Here is a 24,964-nt window from a genome sequence, read left to right as displayed (position 1 = left end):
CGTTATCATCTTCACCTTCCGCCCAGCGGCATCCACGGACTCCCGGAATAAGGACAATTCATGCGCATCGGTCTTCTGTCATCCCTGACCCTGGCACTGTGTGCCGGCGTATCCCTGCAGGCCCAGGCCAGTGGCGACGACTCGTGCTACCCCGACTGGCGCGTGTCCCAGGATTCGCTGACCGCTTGCAGCAACATGCCGTTCCTGAGCCCCGGCAACGACAGCCGGACCAACCTGCGCCTGTTGCTCGCGGCAAAAAAGAACGCGCCCCTGACCCCCAATCCGCTGGGTGAAGATGACCTGGCCCAGGGCTTCGGCCCGGTGCCGTTCCCGGTGTATCGCCTGGTGCCCCGCCCGCCCGAGGGGCAGACGCCCGCAGAACAAGGCACGCAGCTTGCGCAGTTGTTGGCCGCGCTGGGCATCCAGCACGAGGTCACGGCGGCGGCGGGCGACCAGTTTTTGTGGGGCGAAGGCAGCCGTTGCCGCAGTAACAATGTGCAGAGCGCCACCGACTTTGTGCGCCAAGTGACCAACGCCGATGTGCCGGCGAATGAGCGTGTACTGCTGGCCAATGCCCGCCTGAAACTGCTCGGCACCTGCGACTGGCAGGGCGAGGTGCTGCTGGAGCCGCAGTTGATCACTTCCACCCAGGGTCGCGAACTGACCACCTACCTGCTCGCCGCCTCCGACTTTTACAGCGGGCGCTTTGTGTATGCCGAGCGTGGATTTGCCGCAGTCACCCTGACCACGTTGCCGTGGCTGAAGGAAACGGCGGTGTACATGATCGCCCGCGCGTCGCTCAACCATGCCCAGGAAAATGCCTTCGATGAATACGGCCTACCCCAGCGCCAGGCTGTGGATAAGTCCGCGCTGGACGAAGCCGAGCACAGTTTCCTCAGCTACCTGAACACTTATCCACAGGGTGAATACGCCCCTTCCGCTCGTGGCCTGCTGCGCCGGGTGCATTGGCTAGCGGGCGATGCGACCAAACTGGCCGATGACTACGCCTGGCAACTGACCGCGGCCAGCGATGCCGAGCGCAATGGCTCCATCGATGAGCTGGTGGAAGAAACCGACAACAAGCTGCTGACCAGCTACGCCGAGACCATCCGCAACCCCTTGTTGCTGGCGATCAACGACCTGATGTGGATGCGCGCCAACAACCCGCCCAAGCTGACCCGCGCCACCCTCGACGGACAAAAGGCCGCGTTTGCCAACGAGCCTGCGCTGTACGACTACTTGCAGGCGGCGTTCGCCCTGTATGTCGAGCACCAGCCAGACCAGGCGTTGAAGCATCTGCCACAGGAGCTGCCAGCGAGCCTGGATTACCTGGCATTCAGCCAGCAAACCCTGCGCGGCCTGGCCCTGCAAGCCAAGCAGGACTGGAAAGGCGCCGAGGCACTGTGGCTGCAACTGCTGCCACTGGCCAAGCAGCCCTTGCAGCGCGATCAAGTGGAGCTGGCCCTGGCGATGAACTACGAACGCAGCGGCCAATTGGCCAAGGTGTTCGCCGTCGACTCGCCGATCCAGACCCAGCAAGTGCGCTATATCCTGTTGCGCAGCGTGGCCGGGCCCGAGTTGCTGCGCCAGCAGATCAGCCAGGCCAGCGACCCGCTGGAGCGCAGTACCGCGCAATTTGTGTTGCTCTACAAAGACCTGCTGCGGGGCCAGTTCGCGACCTTTGCCCAAGACTTGCAGCAACTGCCGACCGCCCCTGCCGCAGACAAGCTCGGCACCAGCCTGGGCTATGTGTACGACGGTGGCCAGGCACTGACCCTGTTCCGTTGGAGCGGCGACAAGGCCGCCTCCGGCTACACCTGCCCGACCATCGCGCAAACCGCCAGCACCTTGCAGGCCGACCCGAAAAACCCACACGGCCTCAACTGCCTGGGTGAGTTCATCCTGCGCAACGGCCTGGACGGCATGCCCCTGGAACAGGCCCGCTCGGCCGGCAGCCTGGGCAGCACTGCATCGGGCTTCACCGGGGAAACCTTCTCGCGGCTCGAGGGCTACCAACAAGTGATCGCCAACCCCAAGGCGCCCCGTGACGACAAGGCCTATGCACTGTTCCGGGCGATCAACTGCTATGCGCCTTCGGGCTATAACAGCTGCGGTGGCGAAGATGTGGACAAGGCCGTGCGCAAGGGCTGGTTCCGCCAGCTGAAAACCGGGTTTGCCGACACCCAGTGGGGCAAATCGCTGCAGTACTACTGGTAAGCCGGTGAAAGGCTTGTGGCTGGCGCTGCTGGTACTGGCGAGCCCGGCCTTCGGCGCAGTCGACGCCCGTGACTATGAAGCCTTCTGGCTGTGGAGCGGCGTCGCGCCACAGCCGGTGCTCAAGCAGGCCAAGACCCTGTACATCCTCCAGGGCCAGATCAACTCGACCCGCCGCCAGCCCGAACGCGGCGTGCAGTTCATCGCCCAGGGCATGAGCGTGCCGCGCATCCGCCAGGGCGAAGTGTGGATCGTCTACCGCGCCCATACCTTGCGCTGGCCAGAACCGGTCTACACAAAAATGCTCGGGCAGGTGCAACGCTGGCGCGCAGCGGGCAACCCGGTGGTCGGGATCCAGATCGACTTCGACGCCCGCACCCAATACCTGCACGAATACGCCACCTTCCTCAAAGACCTGCGCCAGCGCTTGCCGAAGGAGTTGCGCCTGAGCATCACCGGCCTGATGGACTGGAGCAGCAACGCCGACCCGGCCGCCATCGCCCAGCTTAAGGGCGTAGTGGATGAAGTGGTGGTGCAGACCTATCAGGGCCGCCATAGCATCCCCGATTACGCGGCGTACCTGCCCCGGATGAACCGACTGGGAATGCCGTTCAAGATCGGCTTGATCCAGGGCGGGGAATGGCAGGAGCCGGGGTATTTGCAGGGGAGTGAGTGGTTTCGGGGGTATGTGGTGTTTTTGCAGAACCCAGGTTGATCCCTGTAGGAGCCGGCTTGCCGGCTCCTACAGGGGATAGCGTCTTACCAGTCGTAAGTCAGGCTCGACACCACCGTACGCCCTTCGCCGTAGTAGCAATCCAGGTCGCTGGTGCACTGCGATACGTAGGTCTTGTTGGCAAGGTTCTGCACGTTCATCGCCAGCTTCACGCCTTTGAGTTTCAGGGGCGAGGCGCCCAGGTCGTAGCTCAGGCTGGCATCGTAGACGGTGTAGGACGGCACGGTGAACGCGCCGGCAAAGTAGTCACCCATGCTGCTGCGCGAGTAGCGGGCGCCCAGGCCTGCGCCGAGGCCGGCCAGGGGGGTGTCGCCGATCACGGTGTAGTTGACCCACAGCGCCGCCGTCAGGGGTGAGATACCGGCCGGGTGGCGGCCTTCGCGACCTTCGTTGTCCTTGGTGTACTTGATGTCGTTGCGCGCCGCTGAAGCGACCACATCCCAGGAATCGTTCAACACGGCCTTGGCTTCGAACTCGACGCCGCGCGAGCGCATGGCGCCGCTCTGGCTACTGAAGTTGCTCGGCGGATTGGCCGTCAGGATGTTTTCCTGGTCCAGTTGATAGACCGAGACCTGCACAAAACTTTCCTGGCCCGGGGGCTGGTACTTCACGCCGACTTCGTACTGGTTGCCGGTGGACGGGTCGAAGGGTTTCTGGTTGGCATCGGTGCCGGACAGCGGCAGGAAGGACTCCGAGTAGCTGATAAACGGCGCCAGGCCGTTATCGAACAGGTACACCAGGCCCGCGCGGCCGGTGAAGGCCTGGTCCTTGCTGCTGGTGCGGTCGTCGCTCAGCGGCGCCTTGTTGACCACATTGGCCCAGTCATAGCGCCCACCCAGCACCAGTGCCCATTTGTCCCACTTGATCTGGTCCTGCACGTACAGGCCGGTCTGGGTGATGGTGTTGTCCCAGCGATAGGGCTGGCCGAAGTTCAGCGGCTGGCCATACACCGGGTTGAACAGATCGATGATCGGCGGGTTGCGGTCATAAAGGCCGAGGAACCTGGAGTTGGAGTGGTAGTAATCCAGGCCCACGATCAGGGTGTGGGAGAACTCGCCAGTGGTGAATTCGGCCTGGGCGATGTTATCCACGCCAATCACTTTGTTGTTCTGCCTCCAGTCCACGCCGAACCGTTGCAGGTAGCGTTGATCCATCGCTCCAGTGGCCGGGTTGGCGACAAAACGGTAGCCGTGCAACGGCGCCCTATAGCGGTCGTCCACTTCGGCATAGCGCGCGTTTTGCTTGAGGGTCCAGGTGTCGTTCAGCCGATGGGACAACTCGTAGCCGAAGGCGAATTGTTCGCGGTTGTACTTGTTGACGCCCGGCTCGCCGATAAACACATCGCGGTCGATCTTGCCGTTGGGGTTGCGCCATATCGTGCCGGACGCCGGCAGGCCCTGGGCCTCGGGCACGCCCTTGTCTTTCTGGTACTGGGCGAACAGGGTCAGGCTGGTGTCGTCGTTGGGCCGCCAGGTCAGGCTCGGCGCAATGAATTGGCGGCGGTTTTCGAAGTAGTCGATCTCGCCCTGCTCGTCCTTGAGGCGCCCGGTGAGGCGATAGAAGAATTGCCCTTGATCATCCAGCGGGCCGCTAAGGTCAATGGCCGCGCTTTTGTGTTCGTAGGTGCCGGTTTCGAGCACAACCTGGCGCACCGGGGTCTCGCTGGGGCGCTTGCTGACCATATTGACGATGCCGCCCGGCTGGTTGTGCCCGTACAGCACCGATGCCGGGCCCTTGAGCACTTCGATGCGCTCCAGGGAATAGGGCTCGATCTGCAACGCACCGCCGGTACTGCCGCCGCCGTAAGGCAGGTGCAGGCCGTCGAGGTACAAAGGGGTGGGCGAGAAGCCACGGGATGTCGGCTCGTCGAACAGCTTGACCCGGTCGGAGAACCCCCCGGCGCTCATGCCGGGGGTGTACAGCAGCGCCTGGGTCACGCTTTGCGCGCCGCGCGCCTTGATTTCGGCAGCGGTGATCACGTTGATGGTCTGGGGGATTTCCACCAGCGCGGCATCGGTCTTGCTGCCCGTGGCGCTGCGGGTGGCGACGATGCCGTCGACCGGGCCCCAGGCGTTTTCCTGGGCCTGCTGGGCGCTGATCTGGGTTGCGCCCAACTGCACCGAACCGTCTCCCGACAGCGCCTGCACCGACCAGCCGCCGCCCGACTGCAGCGCCACCAGGCCGCTGCCGGCCAACAAGCGCTCCAAGCCCGGCCCGGTGGCATAGCGGCCCTGCAAGCCAGGGCTGCGTTTGCCGGCAGTCAGTGATGCATCCACCGAGAGCAAAATCCCCGAAGCGCTGGCGAAACGGTTCAACGCCTGGTCCAGGCTGCCAGCAGGGATGTTGTATTGGCGCAAGGCTTCGCCAGCGCTCTCCTGGGCCTCGACCAGGGTCGGGACGAGCGGCACAGTCGCCAGCACACTGACAAACAGGCCACGGCGCAGGGCGCGGGCCAGGGGTTGGATTGGGTGGTGCGGCATTGCAGGACTCCCCGTGAGAACGCTTCTTGATTGGCTTTCAAGAGGTATCCCGGACGGGATTGAAAAACCGACAAAAGAAAATCAAAAAAAATGCGGCCACTGACTTTCCACACCAAAACACCATCAATGTGGGAGCTGGCTTGCCTGCGATAGAGGTGGGTCAGTTGGCCCATCTGTCACTGATACACCGCTATCGCAGGCAAGCCAGCTCCTACAGTTGATCGAGTCAGACCCTGGGTTTGATGGTGACCCAGTAACGCGTCACCGCATGCACCCGTACCGGCAATGAGCGCTCAAGGGCGGTGAGGATCGCATCGGTGTCATTGAGCGGAAACACACCGGTCAGCAACAGCCCGGACACGGCCTCGTCACAGCGCAACACCCCCGGCCGATAACGGCTCAGTTCAGCCACAAAACGCCCCAGCGGCTGGCGCTCGGCAATCAGGCGGTGCTGGGCCCAACTGCTGGCGTTGGCATCCAGCGCAGTCACTGCCGAGGTCTGCGTTGCACTGAACCACAGGCTGTCACCCGCGTTCATCAGCACCGGCACACCCTGTACCGGGCGGACCTGCAGGCGCCCTTCATACAGGTCGACGCGGCTGCCGTCGTCCAGTTCGCGCACGGCAAAGCGGGTGCCCAGGGCCTGGATATCGCCCGCAGCGGTTTCGACGATCAGCGGGCGGGACGGGTCGTGGCCGCTGGTCAGCAGGATCTCGCCACGAATCAGGCGGATGCGCCGCTCAGTGGCACTGAAGCGCAGGTCGATGGCACTGTCGCTGTTGAGGTCCAGGTGGGTGCCGTCGCTCAAGGTCAGGTGGCGAATTTCGCCCGTGGCGGTGCGGTGCTCGGCAAACGCCGCCCGCCACGGCTGGCTGCCCTGCACCAGGTAGCCGCTGCCACCGGCTACCAGCAACAGCCCGAGCAGTTTCAACGCAGCCCGACGCTGTGGGTCCGGCGCGTCGCGCAACACCGCGCGGGCGCTGTCTGCGGGTACGCCGCCCAAGGTCTGCTGCAACTGCTGCAACCGCTGCCAGGCGCGACGATGCTCCGGGTCAGCGGCCTGCCAATGGGCAAAGGCCTGGCGCTGGGCCCCGTCGAATTCGCCACCCCATTGCAGCATCAACCATTCGCTGGCCTGTTCGACCACGGCCTGGGCAATCGGCGCGTCATGGCGGGCTCTCATTCTTCGTAAGCCACCTGGTAGCAGGCGATGATCGCGCGGGTCATGTACTTCTGCACCGAGCTGATCGTTACCCCCAGGCGCTCGGCGATCTGCGCGTACGTCAGACCTTCGAACTGCGACAACAGGAACGCCCGGCGCACGTTCTCGGGCATGCGGTCGAGCATGGCATCGATCTGCATCAGGGTTTCGAGGATCAATGCGCGGGTTTCCAGGGACGGCGACTCGGGCTCCGGCAGGTGGGCAATGCTTTGCAGATAGGCGCGCTCGATGCGCAGGCGCCGCCATTGATCGATCACCAGGTTGCGCGCGATCTGCGTCAGGTAGCTGCGGCTCTCCTTGGCCCCGGGAAAACGCCCCGACACCAGCAGGCGCAGGAAGGTGTCCTGCGCCACGTCGGCGGCGTGCTCACGGTCGCCCAGGCGCTTGCGCAGCCAGCCTTGCAGCCAGCCATGATGGTCGCGGTACAGGAGATGAAGCTGTTGCTGGCCGTCAGTCGCGGTGTCCATGAATCGCCCGGATGCACTATTGAGAGCAATTATCATTACAGCTTGTATCGCGACTGGCAAAAAACTTTATCAGTTACCGCCCGGCGGTCTGCAACGGATACACCGACTCCCAGCCCCCGCCCAATGCCTTGTACAAGCCGACCATGGCCAGGGACACGCCGGTGGAGCTTTCCACCCATTGCTCCTGGGTCGCCAGCAAGGCGCTCTGCACCGTGAGCACGTTGACGAAATCCACCACCCCTTCGACGTACTGGTGCTGGGCGGTGTCCAGGGCAATCTGGTTCTGGCGCACGGCTTCGGCGAGGCTGTCGCGGCGCAGTTGGCTGGCGTTGTAGCGGGTCAACTGGTCGTCGATTTCATGCCAGGCGCGCAACACGGTCTGCTGGTACGCCAGGGCCGCTTCCTGCTGCTGGGCTTCGCGCAGATCGAGCATGCCTTGCAGGCGGCCGCCGTTGAACAGCGGCAGGCTCAGCGATGGGCCGAAAGCAAAGGTGCGTGAGCCCCAGGAGCCCAGATCCGACAATTGCATGGCCTGGGAACCGAGGCTGCCCGACAGGGTGATCCGTGGGTAGAAGTCGCCCTTGGCCACGCCGATGCTCGCGGTCGCCGCATGCAGGCGCGCCTCGGCCTGGCGGATATCCGGGCGGCGCTGTGCCAGTTGCGACGGCAGGCCAATCGCAACCTGGCGCTGGGTCTGGGGCACCGCCGCGTCCGGCGACAGTTGTGCATGCAAGGCTTGCGGGGCCTGGCCCATCAGCAGGCTCAGGGCGTTGATCAACTGGTCCTGGCGCTGCTGCAAATCCGGCAGGCGCGCTTCGATGGCGGCCACTTGCGCCGCAGCTTCAGCGACATCCAGGTGGGTGGCCACGCCATCGGCCAAGCGCAGTTGCGAGAGCTTCAGGCTGCGCCGTGCGACGTCGAGGTTTTGCTCGGTGACCGCACGGGTACTTTGCACGCCGCGTAGCTGGATGTAGTCCTGGGCAGTCTCGGCCAAGACCGACAGCAGCACACTGCGGCGGTCGTTTTCGGCCACTTGCAGGGTGGCGTCGGCGGCTTCGGTTTCGCGCCGTACCCGGCCCCAGAAGTCCAGTTCCCAGGAGGCCGCAAAGCCCGCGTCCCACAGGTTGAAGGCCGAACGGCCGTTATTGCCGGAGGGATCGCTCAGGCCGTTGGCGCTATTGCGTTTGCGGCCATAGTTGCCGTCGGCGCTGACCTGCGGGTAGCGCTCGGCAGTCGTCACCTGGCGCACCGCGCGGCTCTGTTGCAGGCGGCTGCTGGCCATTTTCAGGTCGAGGTTGTCGTTCAATGCCCGGCGCACCAGGGCCGACAGTTGCGGGTCGTGGAACACGTCCCACCACTGCTCTTCCAATGGGTCGCTGACCGCACGGCTGGCGGCCTGGCGCCCCTGGGGCTCGGCCCAGTGCGCCGCTGGCTGCGCGTCGGGGCGCTTAAAATCCGGGCCGACGGTGCAAGCGCCCAGGCTGATCAGGCTGAGAGTAAGCAGCGCGAGTTTTCTCATTGCTGCGCCACCTCACGTTGCTGCGCACTGGGCTGTGTGTTGACGCTGGCCTCCACCGACATCCCGACCCGCAGGCGATGAACCTGCGCCTGGCCCGGCTCCAGGATGATTTTCACCGGGATGCGCTGCACCACCTTGGTGAAATTGCCGGTGGCGTTGTCGGGTTTGACCGAAGCGAAGGTCACGCCCGTGGCCGGTGCCAGGCTTTCCAGGTGGCCGTTGAGGACTTCACCGTCGAGGCTGTCGACCCGCACTTCAACCGCCTGGCCGGCGTGCATGTGGGACAGTTGGTTTTCCTGGAAATTGGCCACCACATACGCGTCGGCCAACGGCACCACGGCGAGGATCTTGCTACCCGGGGTGACAAAGGCACCGACCCGCACCGCCCGCTCGCCGACCATGCCATCCACCGGCGCGACAATGCGCGTGTACGACAGTTGATAGCTGGCCATTTCCAGCGCGGCCTGGGCACGCTTCAAGCCACCTTCGGCGGCATCGCGCTGGGCGCTGAGGATTTCCACCTGCTTGCGCTCGGCGGCCAGTACCGCCGTGGCGTTGGCCAGCCGCGCGGTGGCCTGGTCGATGCGGGTCCTGGCTTGCTGGGCGTTCTGCACGGTACCTGCGCCAACTCCGGCAAGGTGGTTGTAGCGGTTCAATTCGTGCTCGGCAAAGGCCACTTCGGCGCGGTCGGCGGCCACCGTGGCCTGGGCCTGGGCGATCACCGAGCTTTGCCGCTCAAGGGTGGCCACTGCGTTTTTCAGCTGGGCCTGGGCCATCAGGGTTTCGGCATCGGCGGCCTGGGCGGCGGCGCGCAAGTCGCGGTCATCGATCAGCGCCAGCAACTGCCCGGCCTTGACCTGCTGGTTGTCCTCCACCAACACCTCTTTGATAAACCCGGCGACCCGTGGTGCCACCAAGGTGTAGTCGGCGGCGACGAAGGCGTCGTTGGTGGTCTGGCGCTTGCTGCCAAACACACCCGGCGCCAGCAGGTACACCAGCGCGCCCACGGCGAATACGCTGATAACAGTCACGGCAATCTGGTCTTTGCGTTTCATAAAAATCCTTTGTTTCAGTCAACAATCAAGCGGGTGCGCGCGGCGGGAAAATCCGCGTCGGCATCCAGAAAATCAGGAGGATCAACGCCACCGCGACACCGGCCATGACGTAATAAAGATCCGCAGAAGTCAGCACCACGGCCTGCTGGTGCAGGCGGTGGGCAAGGCCCGCGGCATCGCTGTCAGCCAGGGGTGAGTTACCCAGGGCGTCCACCAGCATGGTCGAGTGGAAATGCAGGCGGTGGGTGGTCAGCACCTCGATCACCCCGGTGGCGACCACCGCCGCCAGGCCCTTGACCGTGTTGAACCAGGCCGAGGCAAACGGCCCGTCGGTGGGCACGATGCTGCCGGTGGACAGCATCAACAGCGGCAACACCGCCATCGGCTGCCCGAAGATTTGCAGCAGTTGCAGCACGTAGAACTCATCCCGGATCCACGCCGAGGTCAGTTGCGCGCCGCCAAGGCAGGACAAGGTCAGCATGCCCAGGCCAATCCCCAGCACCCAGCGGCAATCCACCCAGCGCAGGTTGCACAGGGCGGCCACCAGGGGCAGCGCGATCAGCTGCGGCAGGGCCATGATCAGCATCACCGGTGCGGTTTGCAGCGGCCGGTAGCCCTGCACCTGCGCCAGGTAGCTGGACGGCAGGATGATCACCGCCTGCAACACCACCAGCACCCCGGCCAACACGATCAGGGCGAAGGCCAGGTTGCGCAGGCCGAGCATCTGCAACTTGAAGAACGGCATCGGGTGTGACCATTCATTGAGCATGAACAGCACCAGCAACAGCACCCCGCCAATCAGCAGCGTGGTGATCAGCGGCGACTCGAACCAGTCCAGGCGGTTGCCCTGCAAGATGCCGATCACCAGCATGCAGATCGCCGGGAAGCCCAGCAGCAGGCCGCGCCAGTTGAACTGCTTGAGGCGCTCCAGGCGCAGCGGGTCCTGGGGCAAGCCGTAGGCCACGGCGGCCATGGCCAGCAGGCACGGTGCGACGATCTGCCAGAACGCCCACTGCCAGCCGACGTATTCGGTCCAGAGTGCCGCCAACGGTGTGCCGAGGCTGGGGCCGAAAGTGGCGGTCAGGGCATAGCCGGCCAGGCCGTAGAGCTTGACGTGGGCCGGCAAGAAACGCAGGGCCACGGTCATCAGCATCGGCGGCAAGGCTCCACCGGCCAGGCCTTGCAGGGTGCGCAGTACCAGCAGGCTTTCATAATTCGGCGCCAGCGGGCAAAGCACCCCCAGCAGGGTAAACAGGCCGATGGCCCACAGGGTGAAGCGGCGCAGCGAAAACGTCACCGAACACCACGGCGCAAAGGCCATGGCCGAGACGGAAGTGGCGGTGTAGGCAGCAACCAGCCAGGTACCTTCGTCAAACCCGATGTACAGCGCACCGCGGATATCGGCGAGGGCGACCTTGGTCACCATTTCGTTCAGGCCCGAGACCAGTACCGCCAGCAGCACGCCAACCAGGCCGATGATGATCCGTGGGCCGAACACAGGGGGGCTGACGGCGGCGGGTTTGGCGGCGGCCAAGGGCGCGGGGGCAGCGAGGGAAGTCATGAAGGTACAACTCGGCAATAGAATACCCGAGCAGTTTAATAAGGCTTAGACATGACGAAAACTGACTTGTGGGAAGGTTATAACTGCATCAGACGCAATGATTGAACGTAGGAGCTGGCTTGCCTGCGATAGCGGTGTATCAGTTACAGATGCGTTAGCTGACACACCGCTATCGCAGGCAAGCCAGCTCCTACATTTGATCGGGGTCATCAGACCGGCTGGGCTTCGCGCCAGGTCGCCGCGCAGCTTTCGCGCATGGTTTCGCGCAGCCATCGGTGCGCCGGGTCTTTGTCGAAGCGCGGGTGCCAGGCCTGGGTCAGGACCAGGGTCGGCAGGGAAATCGGCAGGGTGAATGCGCGCAGTGGCAGTTTCAGGCGATTGGCGCTGTACAGCGCTTCCTTGGGCACCGGCAGGATCAGGTCGGAGTCGGGCAGCATGAACATCGCACCGTGAAACCCCGGCGCGATCATCGCCACCCGGCGCTCCAGGCCCTGGGCACTGAGGGCAGTGTCGATCGGCCCACGGGCGATACCGCGCCGGGAGATGCTGATATGGGAGTAGCTGGCAAAGCGCGCCGCAGTGATTTCTTCGTCGAACAGCGGGTGGCCTTCACGGGCCAGGCCGACGAAGGTGGTGGAGAACAGGTTCTGCACCTTCACTTCCGGGGTGATCGGCATGGTGTTGCCGACGCGCAGGTCCAGGCGCCCTTCGCGCAAGGCTTCATCGTCACTGTCGCCTTCCGGCACAAAACGCAGCTCGCAGTGGGGCGCCACCCGTTCCATGGCATCGAACAAACGACCGCCATACACGCCGACAAAAAAGTCATTGGCACGCACGCTGAACCGCCGGCGCAAAGTGCTCAGGTCGACCTCGTCCGCCGAGCGGAACAGCAACGCCGCCTGCTCCACCACGTTGCGCACCTGGCCTTGCAACTCCAGGGCCTTGGGCGTGGGCACCAGGCCGCGCCCGGCGCGCACCAGGATCGGATCGCCGACAGCCTCGCGGATGCGCGTCAGGGTGCGGCTCATGGCCGCCGGGCTGAGGTTCATCCGCCGTGCGGCGCCCACCACACTGCCCTCGTCGAGCAAGGCGTCGAGGGCCACCAGCAGGTTCATGTCCGGTAATTGCATGCCAAGCACTCGTGATGAATGTGGAGTACAGCGCACGCAATCGTAGCAGGCTTTATCGGTACTGTTTCAGGCTATGCGGCAGGTAATCGGCGTAGGTGGCGGTGGGATTGGCCTGACACTGGCGGACGATTTCCGGCAATAAGTTTTCCAGCTGATCGGCCAGGACCAGGCCGTCGGCATAGGTAGTTTTGCCACTGAACGCCGGCAGCATCACCGCAACGCGGGTGATGGCGAAGCTCTTCATGGCACTCAAAGGGCGGGTGGGATGCTCGCGGCGGAACTGGCTGACCTCCTCGCTCAAGTCACGGCAGGATTGAAACTTCACCTCGGTAAAGTTCAGTTGCACCCCTTCACGGCTGATGGGCTCGGGCGAAAACAGCATATCGTTGCGCGCCTCGACCACCGCAGGCCGCTCGGCGCTCACTGTCCACGGCTTGAAGCGCCATTGCTTGGCCGCACCGACAGCCGCTTCGCCAAAGGCGGGCTTGGTGGCATTGAGCGCTTTTACATCGCTGACCGATCCGTCGTTGTGGATCTTGAGGCTGATCCGCGCATGCCCCTGGGTGGTTGTCAGGGTCTTGGGGTACACCGGCTTGACCGTGAACACCACTTCAGGCTCAAACCCGGCAAAAACCGCTGTCGACGCGAGTAAGGCTGCAGCCAAGACAAGAAACCGCATGTTCGTAAATCCTTTTACCGGCCAGGCCTGACGCCAGGGCGGCGTCAGGTTCGGGCGGCATTATCGGACTCATAGCGGCCAAAGAGCAATAATTCCTATTTAGCGCTGCATGCCCCAGCGCTTCACGGTGACGCGCTCGAGGGTGTCGAACACCAGGTTTTCCACGAGCAGGCCGATCAGGATCACTACCGCCAGCCCGGCGAATACCTTGTCGGTGTACAACTCGTTGCGGTTCTGGAAGATGTACCAGCCCAGGCCGCCCTTGCCGCTGGTGGCGCCGAACACCAGTTCGGCGGCGATCAGCGTGCGCCAGGCAAAGGCCCAGCCGATTTTCAGGCCGGCGAGGATCGATGGCAGCGCCGCCGGGATCAGGATAAACAGCACAAAGCGCATGCCCTTGAGGCCGTAGTTGCGCCCGGCCATGCGCAGGGTTTCCGACACCCCCATAAACCCCGAGTAGGTGTTGAGCGCCAAGGCCCACAGCACCGAGTGCACCAGCACAAAAATCAGGCTGTTCTGCCCCAGGCCAAACCACAACAGCGCCAGGGGCAGCAGGGCAATCGCCGGCAGCGGGTTGAACATCGAGGTCAGGGTGCTCAGCAGGTCGCGGCCAATCTGGGTCGAGACCGCCAGGGTGGTCAGGGCAAATGCCAGGACGATGCCGATCAGGTAGCCCTTGAGCAGCACCACCAGCGAGATGCTGACCTTGCCCAGCAACTCGCCACTGGCAATGCCGTCGTAGAAGGCGTGGAAGGTCTGCAAGAAGCTGGGCAGCAGCAGGTCGTTGTTCTGATAGCGCGCCGCCGCCTCCCAGAGGATCGCCAGCACGATCAGGATCAGGCCCTTGCGCAGCCAGCCTTGTTGCCACAGGCGTTGGCGCAGGGGTAAGGCGCGTTCCACGGGCACGCCGGGCAGCGGTTGCAGGGTGATTTCATATTCCTGGCGCATGGGCACAGTCCTTCAATAAGCGATGCGGATGTCGGCGAAATCCAGTTCGGTTTCTGCCTCGGGCGACTCATCGAACAACAGGCGATGAATACGCCGCGCCGACGCCTGGAACGCCACACCGCCGAGGCTGTGCAGGTCGTATTGATGGCTGTGGATTTCGGCGCGCACCCGCCCTGGATGGGGCGACAGCAACAGGATGCGATTGCCCACCACCAGGGCTTCTTCGATGGAGTGGGTGACAAACAGCAGGGTGAAGCGCACCTCTTCCCACAGCAGCAGCAACTCCTCCTGCATCTTGCGCCGGGTCAGGGCATCGAGGGCGGCGAAGGGCTCGTCCATCAACAGGATTTTCGGCTGCATGGCCAACGCCCGGGCAATCGCCACCCGCGCCTTCATGCCACCGGACAGAGTGTGCGGATAGGCGTCGGCAAAGGCGCTCAAACCGACCTTGTCGAGGTAGTACAACGCCCGCTCCTCAGCTTCGCGGCGCTTGAGGGTCCGGGACGCCAGCAACGGGAACATCACGTTCTGCTTCACGGTTTTCCAGGGCGGCAGTTGGTCGAACTCCTGGAACACTACGATGCGATCCGGGCCCGGTTGCTCGACCTTTTGCCCCAGCAGGCGGATCTCGCCTTCGCAGGGTTTGATAAAGCCGGCCACCGCCTTGAGCAGCGTGGATTTGCCGCAGCCCGAAGGCCCCAGCAGTACAAAGCGATCAGCCGGATCGATCTCGAAGCTGACCTGGTGAGTGGCCCGCACCACCCGTTCGGGGGTGCGGTATTCCAGGCTGACTTGATCCACCGCGAGCAAGGCTTGGGCGGGACTCAGGTTGCTGGCCGTGTGGCCTTGCAAAGGCGCGTTCATCTCAGCTCCCTTGCAGCGGCTTGGCATCCTGGAAGAAGTAATCCTTCCACGACTCGGGTTTGTTCTTGATCGCGCCCACGCGGTAGAGGAATTCAGCCAGTGGGTAGGTGTTTTTCGGCGTGACGCTGAACTCAAATTGCGGGTTGTCGATGATTTTCAGCAACTCGGCCCGGTCGATCTTGGCCTTGGTCACCCGGATATAGGTGTCGGCGGCAGCGCCCTTGTCGTTCTGGGCGAACTGCGCGGCCTCGGTCAGGGCATCGATGAAGGCCTTGTAGGTTTTCGGGTTGTCGTTGCGAAACTTCTCGGTGGCGAACAACACGGTCGGCGAGTTCGGCCCCAGCAGGTCATAGGTGTTGAGCACCACATGCACGTTCGGGTTGGCCAGGGCCTGATCCTGGAACGGCGGGTTGGAGAAGTGCCCGGTCAGCTCGGTGCCGCCGGCGATCAGCGCGGCCGTGGCGTCGGGGTGCGGCACGGCGATGGTGTATTTATCCAGGCGATTGAATTCCTTGTCGCCCCATTGCTTGGCCGCAGCGTATTGCAAGAACCGCGACTGCACGGAAACCCCCACGGCCGGCACGGCGATGCGGTCTTTCTCGGTGAAGTCTGCAATGGTCTTGACCTTGGGATTGTTGCTGACCAGGTAGTACGGGAAGTTGCCCAGGGAGGCCACGGCTTTGACATTCTGCTTGCCGTGGGTGCGGTCCCAGATGGTCAGCAGCGGGCCGACACCGGCGCCGGCAATGTCGATGGAGCCGGAAAGCAACGCGTCATTGACCGCCGCGCCGCCGGACAACTGGGTCCAGTCGACCTTGATGTCGATACCTTCCTGCTTGCCGTATTTCTCGATCAGGTTCTGGTCGCGCACCACGTTGAGCAGCAGGTAAACGATGCCGAACTGCTCGGCAATGCGAATCTGGCCTTCAGCCTGGGCGACAGTCGGGGCAACCAGACTGCCGGCCAACAGGCTGATGCCAAGGCCCACGGTCGCGGCCAATCGTGCAAAGGGGGTTTTGCTGGACATGGTCATGCTCCGAATCAGAAGGGGGCGTCGCCCTGGATGGTGGTGCGAAACAGCTTGCGGCGCAGGTGGCTGGGGCAACCGGCGGCCAGGTGGATCAGCGAGCGGTTATCCCAGAACACCAGGTCGTGGGGCTGCCAGCTATGGCGGTAGATGTTGTGCGGGTGGACGCTGTGGGCGTAGAGCTGGGCCAGCAGGTCGCGGCTTTCGTCTTCGGGCAGGCCGACGATACGGGTGGTGAATCCTTCACTGACGAACAGTGCCTTGCGCCCGTTTTCCGGGTGGGTGCGCACCACCGGGTGCACCACCTCGGCGACCTGGGCCAGTTGTTCGGGGGTCAGGGTCGGGCGCCAGTTGCCTTCGAATTTGGTTTCGCTGTAGCGCGCGGTGTAGGAGTGCGCGGCGCTGCGGCCCTCCACGGCTTTGCGCAGATGCTCGGGCAGTTGGTCCCAGGCTTTGTGCATGTCGGCAAACAGCGTGTCGCCGCCTTCGGACGGCAACTCCTGGGCGTGGAGCATCGAACCCAGGCTCGGCAGTTCCTTGTACGACAGGTCCGAGTGCCAGAACTTGCCAGCGTCGCCCAGGCCGACGGATTGACCGTTTTCGATGATGTTGGAGACGATGAGGATTTCCGGGTGGTTGGCCAGCAGGAACTGTTTGAGCACATGGATCTGCAACACGCCGAAACGGCGGCTGAAGGCGATCTGTTGCTCGGGGGTGATGCGCTGGTTGCGGAACACCACCACATGGTGGTCCAGGTGCGCGCGGTGGATGCGGGCGAAATCCTGGTCGTTGACCGGACGCGACAGATCCAGGCCGATGATCTCGGCGCCTACGCTGCCGGGGAATGGGCGGATGTCGAAGGTTTGGGCGGTGGGCAAGGCGGCTGTGGCGGTGGACATGAGATCACTCCCTGGCAGTCAGGAGAGTGACTTTATAGATATAAGAACTGGAATTTAAATACCGTTAGAGAATAACTATATGGCCTTTTAAGGGGTTGAGGCCGGAAAGTGTGGTGGAGTTGAGGGCCCTATCGCAGGCAAGCCAGCTCCCACATTTTGACCGTGTAAACCGATCCAATGTGGGAGCTGGCTTGCCTGCGATGAGGCCAGGCCAGGCAATCGAGATCAACGCTCCTGCAACGACTCCGCCCGGGCCTTGATGATGGGCTTGAGCAGGTAGCTGAGGATGGTTTTCTTGCCGGTGATGATATCGACCGAGGCGACCATGCCGGGGATGATGATCAACGGCTTCTCATCGGTGCCCAGGTGGCTGCGATCGGTGCGCAAGGTGATCATGTAGTAGGTGGTTTTTTTGTCTTCGTCGGTGATGGTATCGGCACCGATGCGCTCCAGCTTGGCCTTGAGGCCGCCGTAGATGGTGTAGTCATAGGCGGTGAACTTGACCACGGCCTCTTGCCCCGGGTGCAGGAAAGCAATGTCTTGCGGGCGGATCTTGGCTTCCACCAGCAGGGTGTCGTCCAACGGCACGATTTCCACCATGTCGCTGCCCGGCTGGATCACCCCGCCGATGGTGTTGACCAGCAGTTGCTTGACGATCCCGCGCACCGGCGAGGTGACCAGGGTCCGGCTCACCCGGTCTTCGAGGGCTTTGCCGGTGGCCTGGGCCTTGTTCAAGTCGGTGCGTGCTTCGTTGAGTTCGGTCAGGGCTTCGCTGCGGTATTTACCGCGGGTCTCGTCGATCTTGCGCTGCACTTCCTTGATCGCCGAATCGGCGCGGGGGATGGCCAGGGTGGTGGCGTCCAGCTGGCCACGGGTTTCCATTTCTGCGCGCTTGAGGCGCAGCACTTCCACCGGCGACACCGCCCCCTGGGCGACCAGGGGTTCGGACATGTTGATTTCCTGGCGCTGCAACGACAGCTGGTTACGGTACTGGCCCTGCTTGGAGGTGTATTCGCGCATCTCCTGCTGGCGCTGGGTCAGTTGCTCCTGCAAGCCGCCGATTTCGTCCTTGAACTGCTGGCGCCGGCTTTCGTACAGCGACTGCTCGTTGATCGCCTGGGTGGGCGCAGCAGCCCGCACATCTTCAGGGATATTCAACGGCCGGTCTTCGACCTGGGCGTTCAAGCGTTCGATGCGCAACAGCAGGGACAGGCGCTGGGCCTCGGTTTCCCCGGCGTTGGAGACAAAACGTGTGTCGTCCAGGCGAATCAGCGGCGCGCCGGCTTCGACGATCTGCCCTTCCTTGACGTACAGCTCGGCGACGATGCCGCCTTCCAGGTTCTGGATCTTCTGCAGCTTGGAGGATGGGATGGCCTTGCCATCGCCACGCGTGACTTCGTCGACCTTGGCAAAGCCGGCCCACAGCAGCATGCACAGGAAAAACCCGATGATCCCCCAGATGGTCAGCCGCACGACGCGCGGAGCATCTTCGATCAGGGCCTTCTTGACCTCTGGCAGTGGCTGGCCGTCCAGCGAATCGGAACCAATGAAGTAACGACGGACCGCGTCCTTGAATTTACGCAACACTGATCTGCCCCTTCTTCAACGCTTCCATCACTACGGCTTTCGGGCCATCCGCGAGGATCTGCCCACGGTCGATGACCAGCAAACGGTCCACCAAAGACAGCAACGACGCCCGGTGTGTCACCAGCACCACGGTCTTGTTTGCCACAACGGCTTGCAGGCGCTGTTTGAGGCGTTCCTCACCGGTGTTGTCCATGGCGCTGGTCGGTTCGTCCAGCAGCAGGATAGGCGGGTTGAGCAACAGGGCACGCGCCAGGGCGACGTTTTGTCGCTGGCCGCCAGAAAGGTTCTGGCCCCGCTCGCCTACTTGCAGTTCGTAGCCTTGCGGATGCAGGCGGGCAAATTCGTGGACGCCCGCCAGTTCGGCGGCTTGCAGCACCACTTCGTCTTCAACGTAGCGGGCGCCGGAGACCAGGTTGTCGCGCAGGGTACCGGCCAGCAGTTGGATGTCCTGGGGCACATAGCCGACGTTGTGGCGCAGTTCGCTGACGTCGATCTGGCGAATGTCCACGCCGTCTACCAGCAAGGCGCCAGAGTCGGGCTGATAGAGCCCCACGATCAGTTTGGCCAGGGAACTCTTGCCCGAACCGCTACGCCCGATGATGCCGATCTTCTCGCCGGGCTTGATCACCAGGTTGATGTTCTTGAGCGCCATGTTCTGCTGGTTGGGGTAGGTAAAGTTCAGGCCCCGGCACTCGATGGCGCCTTGCAGGGTGCGGCGGCTCAGGGGGCGCTCTTCGAAGTTGCGCTCCTGGGGCAGCTCCATCATCTGGTCGGTGGAGACCATGGTGACTTTGGCCTGCTGGTAGCGTGTCATCAGGCCCGACAGCGACGCCAGGGGGCTGAGCGCGCGGCCACTGAGCATGTAGCAGGCAATCAGGCCGCCCATGCTGAGGTTGCCGGCGATGATCTGGTAGACCCCGAAGACAATCATGATCACACCCGCCAGTTGCTGGATCAGCAGGGTGATGTTCATCGACAGCCCGGAGAGCATTTTGACCCGCAGCTCAAGGCGGCTGAGGGTGCCAATGGTCTGTTCCCACTGGTACTGGCGCTCGCTTTCGGCGTTGTTGACCTTGACCGCGTCCAGCCCGGCCAGGGTTTCGATCAGGCTCGACTGGCGCTCGGAAGCCAGGGCCATGGTGCGCTCCATGGTGGCCACCAACGGCTTTTGCAGCAGGTAGCCGATGCCCAGGGCAATCGGGAAGGCCAGCATGGGGATCCACACCAGATGCCCGCCGAGGATGGCGATCACCATGAAGATCAGCAGGGTGAACGGCAGGTCGATCAGGCTGGTGAGGGTCAGGGACGCGAGAAAATCGCGCAGGCTCTGAAACTCGTGGATGTTCTGGGCGAAACTGCCGACCCGCGCCGGGCGGTACTTCATTGACATGCCGACGATCCGCTCGAACAGCGTGGCCGAGATGATCAGGTCGGTTTTTTTGCCGGCCAGGTCCAGGCACAGGCTACGCAGGCTCTTGAGGACCAGGTCGAAGACGTAGGCGATGAAAATACCGGTGGCCAGCACCCACAGGGTGGCGGTGGCCTGGTTCGGCACCACGCGGTCGTAGACATTCATCACGAACAGCGGCGCGGCCATGGCAATCAGGTTGATCAGGAAACTGGCGGCGATGGCATCGGCGTAGAGCCAGCGCGAACGCTTGAGGGTATCGCGAAACCACGAGCGGGCCCGAGGGATCAGGGTGCCGTGGCTGACATCGAATTTGTGCTGGGGCTGGGCAAAGAACACTTTACCGATGTAGTCATCGGCCAAGGCTTCACGCTTGACGATGGTTTCACCGCCATCGCTTTCGCTGAGCAGCACCTGGGCTTCGTCTTCACCCTGCCAGCCGAGCAGCACGGCGCTGCGACCGTCCTTGAGCAACAACAACGCCGGCATGGCAATCGCGGGGATCGAATCGAGCTTGCGTTGCAGCAGGCGCCCTTGCAAACCGGCGCGGGCCGCGGCCCGGGCCAGCAAATCGGCAGTCAGTTGCTGTGCCGGCAATGGCAGACCGGTGGTCAGCATCGCCGCACTGGCGGGCTTCTGGTGCAGGGCGCAGAGAGCCAACAACCCGTCGAGTAACGGGTCGTCGTGCAATGTGCGTGGATCATGACTGAGATGGACTCGACTGACTTCTGATTCCACGCGGGCTCTCTCAACTAACAGATGGGACTATAAGGAATAGCTCAATTCATCCCAGGCAGTTGAACTTTCGGCTTCACATCGTTCTGTACGACGGAGGCCATCGGTGCGACCACTCCCTGGCTCTTGAGCAACTCGCCCATGGTCGCCTTGATTCGGTACTGAGTAAATAACTGAACGTTTTTTATCTCTTCCAGACGACGCGAAGCGGTGAACAGTTCGTTCTCGCTGTCGAGCAAGTCGAGCAGGGTCCGCTCGCCCAGGCTGAATTGCTTTTGGTACGCGCCGCGCACCTTGCTGCTGTGGTCGACGTATTGCTGGGCAATCGGCACCTGGGCATTGGCGTTGTTCATGGCGTTCCAGGCCAGGCCCAGTTCTTCGTTCAATTGACGCAGGGCGTTGTTGCGAATATCCAGGGCCTGGTTGGACTGGTAGGACTTGGACTCCAGCTCAGCCTTGTTGCTGCCACCGGCATACAGGTTAAAGCGCATGCGCAGCATGGCTTCCCAGCCATTGTTGTGGCTGGCGTCGCCGTCGATGTTGTTGTCGGCGTTGCGGCCCAACTCGGCGTCGAAGCGTGGGTAGAAGGAAGACTTGGCGGCTTCGTATTGTTTTTCGGCGGCGGCGATGTCGGATTCGGCCGAACGCAGGATCGGGCTGTTATCCAGCATCTGGCGGCGCGCTTCGTTCAGGTCTGCTGGCAGCAGCGCCATGAAGCTTGGCGGACGCTCCAACTGATCGGCTTCCTGGCCAACAGCGCTCAGGTAGTTGGTCTGGGCATCGGCCAGGTTGGTCTGCTCGGTGATCACGTTGTTGCGGGCCTGGGCCAGACGGGCTTCGGCCTGGTCCAGGTCAGCCCCGCTGCCGACGCCGCGCTGGGTGCGCAACTTGATCTGGTCGTAGATGCGCTCGTGATTGCGCAGGTTGTCTTCAGCCAGGCGCACGAACTCACGACGGGTCAGGACGTCCAGGTAAACCTGGGCTACCGTCAATGCTGTGCGCTCGGAAGTGCCAAGCAACGAGAAAGCGCGGGAGTTAACGGTGGCTTGTTGACGCCCAACTTCACTGGAGGTGGCAAAACCGTCAAAAACCATTTGCTGCAGGCGCAGGCTCGATTCACCGCGATTAAGGGTGTCCCAGTGGCCGCCACGTGCCCGGGTGGAAGAACTGTCGGTGCCTTCACGGCCGTAACCGGCGTTCAGGTCGACACGGGGCAGGTAACCGCCCTTGGCCGCACGTAACTGATAGTCGGCAGCAATACGAGCGTTGACACCTGCCTGAATCTCCGGGTGCACATCCAGCGCTTGCTGCATGGCCTGGGGCAGGGTTTGGGCTTGTACAAAACTGGCGGCGAGAACGAACGGTATTGCCTTAAGCAGGTGCAAACGCATTTAAAAATTCCCCAGGACTTCTTGTCTCAAGTCACAGCAACTTGGCGTGCTGCGTTAGAAAATGGCTACCGTAATGACCGTACGTCGGAAAGTTCAAAAGCGGAACTGGTTCACACATGTAGGACGGTTCGCCGCGTGAATATCAATGTGACATTAGCGAGGCGATTGTTTAGGATGGCGCCAATAAGGTCAATAGTTTGGCATAAAGTAAATCGCCAAAAAATATAGCCAATTATTTGACGTCACCCGTTTTATAAACTACGCACTTCCCAGGTTGATGAATCCCATAGGGTCTCAGCCACAGGAACACCCACAGAATGGATCGCCGGAGAAATCTTCAATGAGCAGTGTTGTTGCAATCGTCAAAAGCATTGTTGGCCAAGTTTTCGTCATTTCTCCGGAAGGTGCCCGTCGGGTGCTTGTTGAGGGTGATCGCCTGTTCGCCGGCGACCAGATAGACACCGGCATGTCGGGCGCCGTCAGCCTGGAGCTGGCCGATGGCCGCACCCTGGACCTGGGCCGTGATACCCAGTGGAGCGCCAACGCGCCCGACTCCAGCACCGACCTGAGCCAAGCCACCGCACAGGCCGCGCCTTCGGTTGCCGAACTGCAGCAGGCCATTGCCGCCGGCGCTGACCCGACCACCGACCTGGAAGCCACTGCCGCAGGCGCGACAGCTTCTGGCACGGGCGCTGCCGGTGGCGGCCACAGCTTTGTGATGCTCAATGAGACGGCTGGCTCGGTTGATCCGTCCATTGGTTTCCCGACGGCAGGCCTGGGGTTCGGTACCAATGCGTTGACCAACGAACTCGGCGGGCAGCCGACCGATCCCCTCACGGCAGCACCGTTGCCGTCGACCCTGTCGCTGAGCGCCACCCCGACCATCACCGAAGCCGGCGGCGTGCTGACCTACACCGCCACGGTGACCCAGCCGTCCACCAGCAACCTGACCGTCACCCTGTCCAACGGCGCGGTGATCACCATCCCGGCCGGCCAGGTGACTGGCTCCGTGAATGTGCCCCTGGCGCCCAACGACAGCCCGTACATCGATCCAGGCCAGATCAGCGTCACCGTCACCGGCACCACTGGCGGTAACAACCTGATCGTGACCGTCGACCCGACGCCGGCAGTTACCCAGATCACCGACACCATCGACACCACCACCGTGACCCTGACAGCAGGCGAAACGGTGACCGAAGGCGGTCAGATCACCTACACCGCGACGCTGACCAACCCGGCGCAGACGCCTGTCACCATTACCTTGAGCAACGGCTCGGTGATCACCATCGAGGCGGGTAAGTCCACCGGTACGGTGGTGGTCGACACGCCGGCCAACGATGTCTACACCAATGGCAGTACGGTCAGCACCACCATTACCGGGGCAACCGGTGGCAACTTCGAAAACCTGGTGCCCAACACCACACCAGCCGTCACGACGATTACCGACTCGGTCGACGACACCGGCGTAACCCTGACCGCGACCAACACGGTCACCGAAGGCGGCCAGATCACCTACACCGCGACGCTGACCAACCCGGCGCAAACCCCGGTGACCGTGACCTTGTCCAACGGTTCGGTGATCACCATCAAGGCCGGCGAGTCCGTCGGTACCGTGGTGGTCGACACCCCGGCGAACGACGTCTACGTCAACGGCAGCACCGTCACGACGACCATCACCGGCACAACCGGTGGCAACTTTGAAAACCTGGTGCCCAACACCACGCCAGCCGTCACCACCATCACCGATTCGGTCGACACCACCACGGTGACGCTGACTGCGCCTGGCGATGTCAGCGAAGGCGGCCAGATCACCTACATCGCCACGCTGTCCAATAAAGCGGACACCGACGTTACCCTGAAGCTGGACAACGGTTCGACCATCGTCATCAAGGCAGGTGAAACCGTTGGCTCCGTCACCGTCGATGCTCCGGGCGATGATGTGTTTGTCGACAAAAGCACGCAAACGGTAAAGATCGTCGAGACTAATGGCGGTAACTTCGAAAAACTGGAAGTGGCAGGCGATGGCGCGACCACCACCGTCAACGACACCATCGACAAGGTCGATGTGGTCCTGACCGCCACAACCACCGTGGGCGAAGGCGGTCAGATCGTCTACACCGCATCGCTGGTGGACAAGGCCGGTAACCCGGTCACCAACACCACCAATCCGTTGACCGTGACGCTGGACAATGGCCAGACCATCACCATTGGCGTCGGCCAATCCGCGGGCACTGCCAGCACTGTTGCGCCAAACGATGTGTATGAGGGCAACCAGACCGTCACCACCGCTATCACCAATGTGACCGGCGGCGCGCATTTCGAGAACCTGGTGCCTGGCACCACGCCGGTCAACACCACCGTGACCGACACACCCGGCACCACCGACACCACCACCGTCACCCTGACTGCGCCAGGCGAGGCCGACGAAGGTGGCAACATCACCTACACCGCGACCTTGAGCAACAAGGCCGGCAGCGACCTGACCCTGACCTTGAGCAATGGTGACGTCATCACTATCGCCAAGGGCGAGACGACCGGCCAGGTGACGTCCAAGGCACCGAGCGACGACGTATTCAAAGATGCAGGCCCGATCAACGTCACGATCAATCCGGACGTCGTGGGTGGTGGTTTCGAGAAGCTTGATATCGCACCGGGTGGGGCGACAACGCAGATCAACGACACCATCGACAAGGTTGATGTGGTTCTGACCGCGACCAAAACTGTCGGTGAAGGCGGCGAGATTGTTTACACCGCTACCTTGGTGGATAAGAACGGCGCGCCGGTGACTAACATCACCAGCCCTGTGACTGTGACTCTGGATAACAACCAGGTCATCACCATTGGCGTGAACCAGTCGAGCGGTACCGTTTCGATTGTGGCTCCGGACGACGTCTACAAAGGCGACCAAACCGTTACTACCGGCATTAAAGAAGTCGCCGGTGGCGAGCACTTTGAAAATCTGGTCCCGGGGACTGACAAGGTCACCACGACTGTTACTGATACCCCAGGTACCGATAACACCACGACAGTGACCCTGACTGCTCC

Annotated in this window: 18 protein-coding genes; 3 read left to right on the top strand and 15 right to left on the bottom strand. The window is 62.8% G+C overall.

Annotated elements, in window-relative coordinates; all coding sequences use genetic code 11:
• Positions 1-60: 60 nt before the first annotated feature.
• Entirely contained in the window at positions 61-2,217 is a 2,157-nt protein-coding gene (locus HBO12_RS12580) for a PA5441 family protein (RefSeq protein WP_170042290.1), read from the top strand.
• Between the two features lie 4 nt (positions 2,218-2,221).
• The gene (locus HBO12_RS12575) at positions 2,222-2,929 is read left to right on the top strand and encodes a DUF3142 domain-containing protein (RefSeq protein ID WP_170042289.1); all 708 of its coding nucleotides are present in this window, start codon (positions 2,222-2,224) and stop codon (positions 2,927-2,929) included.
• A 44-nt stretch (positions 2,930-2,973) separates the two neighbouring features.
• On the opposite strand, the gene HBO12_RS12570 is transcribed toward HBO12_RS12575, so the two are convergent.
• The 15 genes from HBO12_RS12570 to HBO12_RS12500 form a co-directional block, all read right to left on the bottom strand.
• Positions 2,974-5,427, bottom strand: a complete 2,454-nt coding sequence (locus HBO12_RS12570) for a TonB-dependent siderophore receptor (RefSeq protein WP_170042288.1) — start codon at positions 5,425-5,427, stop codon at positions 2,974-2,976.
• Positions 5,428-5,653: 226 nt separating this feature from the next.
• Positions 5,654-6,610, bottom strand: coding sequence for a FecR domain-containing protein (locus tag HBO12_RS12565; protein ID WP_170042287.1), 957 nt, complete (start codon positions 6,608-6,610; stop codon positions 5,654-5,656).
• Positions 6,607-7,116, bottom strand: coding sequence for a sigma-70 family RNA polymerase sigma factor (locus HBO12_RS12560; protein WP_170042286.1), 510 nt, complete (start codon positions 7,114-7,116; stop codon positions 6,607-6,609). Before HBO12_RS12560 ends, HBO12_RS12565 begins: the two co-directional genes overlap by 4 nt.
• 73 nt (positions 7,117-7,189) lie before the next feature.
• Positions 7,190-8,635, bottom strand: a complete 1,446-nt coding sequence (locus tag HBO12_RS12555; protein ID WP_170042285.1) for an efflux transporter outer membrane subunit — start codon at positions 8,633-8,635, stop codon at positions 7,190-7,192.
• On the bottom strand, positions 8,632-9,690 hold the full coding sequence (locus tag HBO12_RS12550; RefSeq protein WP_169953994.1) for an HlyD family secretion protein: 1,059 nt from the start codon (positions 9,688-9,690) through the stop codon (positions 8,632-8,634). The genes HBO12_RS12555 and HBO12_RS12550 overlap by 4 nt, the downstream gene beginning before the upstream one ends.
• 25 nt (positions 9,691-9,715) lie before the next feature.
• Positions 9,716-11,251, bottom strand: a complete 1,536-nt coding sequence (locus tag HBO12_RS12545) for an MFS transporter (protein WP_170042284.1) — start codon at positions 11,249-11,251, stop codon at positions 9,716-9,718.
• A gap of 209 nt (positions 11,252-11,460) precedes the next feature.
• Complete coding sequence (locus tag HBO12_RS12540; protein ID WP_169953996.1) at positions 11,461-12,381, bottom strand: LysR family transcriptional regulator; 921 nt, start codon at positions 12,379-12,381, stop codon at positions 11,461-11,463.
• Positions 12,382-12,433: 52 nt separating this feature from the next.
• Positions 12,434-13,060, bottom strand: a complete 627-nt coding sequence (locus HBO12_RS12535) for an energy transducer TonB (protein WP_169953997.1) — start codon at positions 13,058-13,060, stop codon at positions 12,434-12,436.
• A 99-nt stretch (positions 13,061-13,159) separates the two neighbouring features.
• Positions 13,160-14,008, bottom strand: a complete 849-nt coding sequence (locus tag HBO12_RS12530; protein WP_170042283.1) for an ABC transporter permease — start codon at positions 14,006-14,008, stop codon at positions 13,160-13,162.
• Positions 14,009-14,020: 12 nt separating this feature from the next.
• Positions 14,021-14,872: an ABC transporter ATP-binding protein gene (locus tag HBO12_RS12525; protein ID WP_169953998.1), complete on the bottom strand. Its 852-nt coding sequence runs from the start codon at positions 14,870-14,872 to the stop codon at positions 14,021-14,023.
• A 1-nt stretch (position 14,873) separates the two neighbouring features.
• The gene (locus HBO12_RS12520; protein WP_169953999.1) at positions 14,874-15,899 is read right to left on the bottom strand and encodes an ABC transporter substrate-binding protein; all 1,026 of its coding nucleotides are present in this window, start codon (positions 15,897-15,899) and stop codon (positions 14,874-14,876) included.
• 14 nt (positions 15,900-15,913) lie between these two features.
• Entirely contained in the window at positions 15,914-16,798 is an 885-nt protein-coding gene (locus tag HBO12_RS12515) for a TauD/TfdA dioxygenase family protein (protein WP_170042282.1), read from the bottom strand.
• Positions 16,799-17,023: 225 nt separating this feature from the next.
• Complete coding sequence (locus HBO12_RS12510; RefSeq protein WP_029298775.1) at positions 17,024-18,385, bottom strand: HlyD family type I secretion periplasmic adaptor subunit; 1,362 nt, start codon at positions 18,383-18,385, stop codon at positions 17,024-17,026.
• The gene (locus HBO12_RS12505; RefSeq protein WP_170042281.1) at positions 18,375-20,531 is read right to left on the bottom strand and encodes a type I secretion system permease/ATPase; all 2,157 of its coding nucleotides are present in this window, start codon (positions 20,529-20,531) and stop codon (positions 18,375-18,377) included. Before HBO12_RS12505 ends, HBO12_RS12510 begins: the two co-directional genes overlap by 11 nt.
• Before the next feature lie 41 nt (positions 20,532-20,572).
• Complete coding sequence (locus tag HBO12_RS12500; RefSeq protein ID WP_029298771.1) at positions 20,573-21,919, bottom strand: TolC family outer membrane protein; 1,347 nt, start codon at positions 21,917-21,919, stop codon at positions 20,573-20,575.
• Positions 21,920-22,259: 340 nt separating this feature from the next.
• Between HBO12_RS12500 and HBO12_RS12495 the strand changes: the two genes are divergently transcribed.
• The coding region (locus HBO12_RS12495; RefSeq protein WP_170042280.1) for a retention module-containing protein at positions 22,260-24,964 on the top strand (2,705 nt) is incomplete at its 3' end.

It is taken from the genome of Pseudomonas sp. WS 5059 (assembly GCF_012985525.1).
Lineage (GTDB): Bacteria > Pseudomonadota > Gammaproteobacteria > Pseudomonadales > Pseudomonadaceae > Aquipseudomonas.
This window is presented reverse-complemented; position numbering and strand designations above follow the sequence as displayed.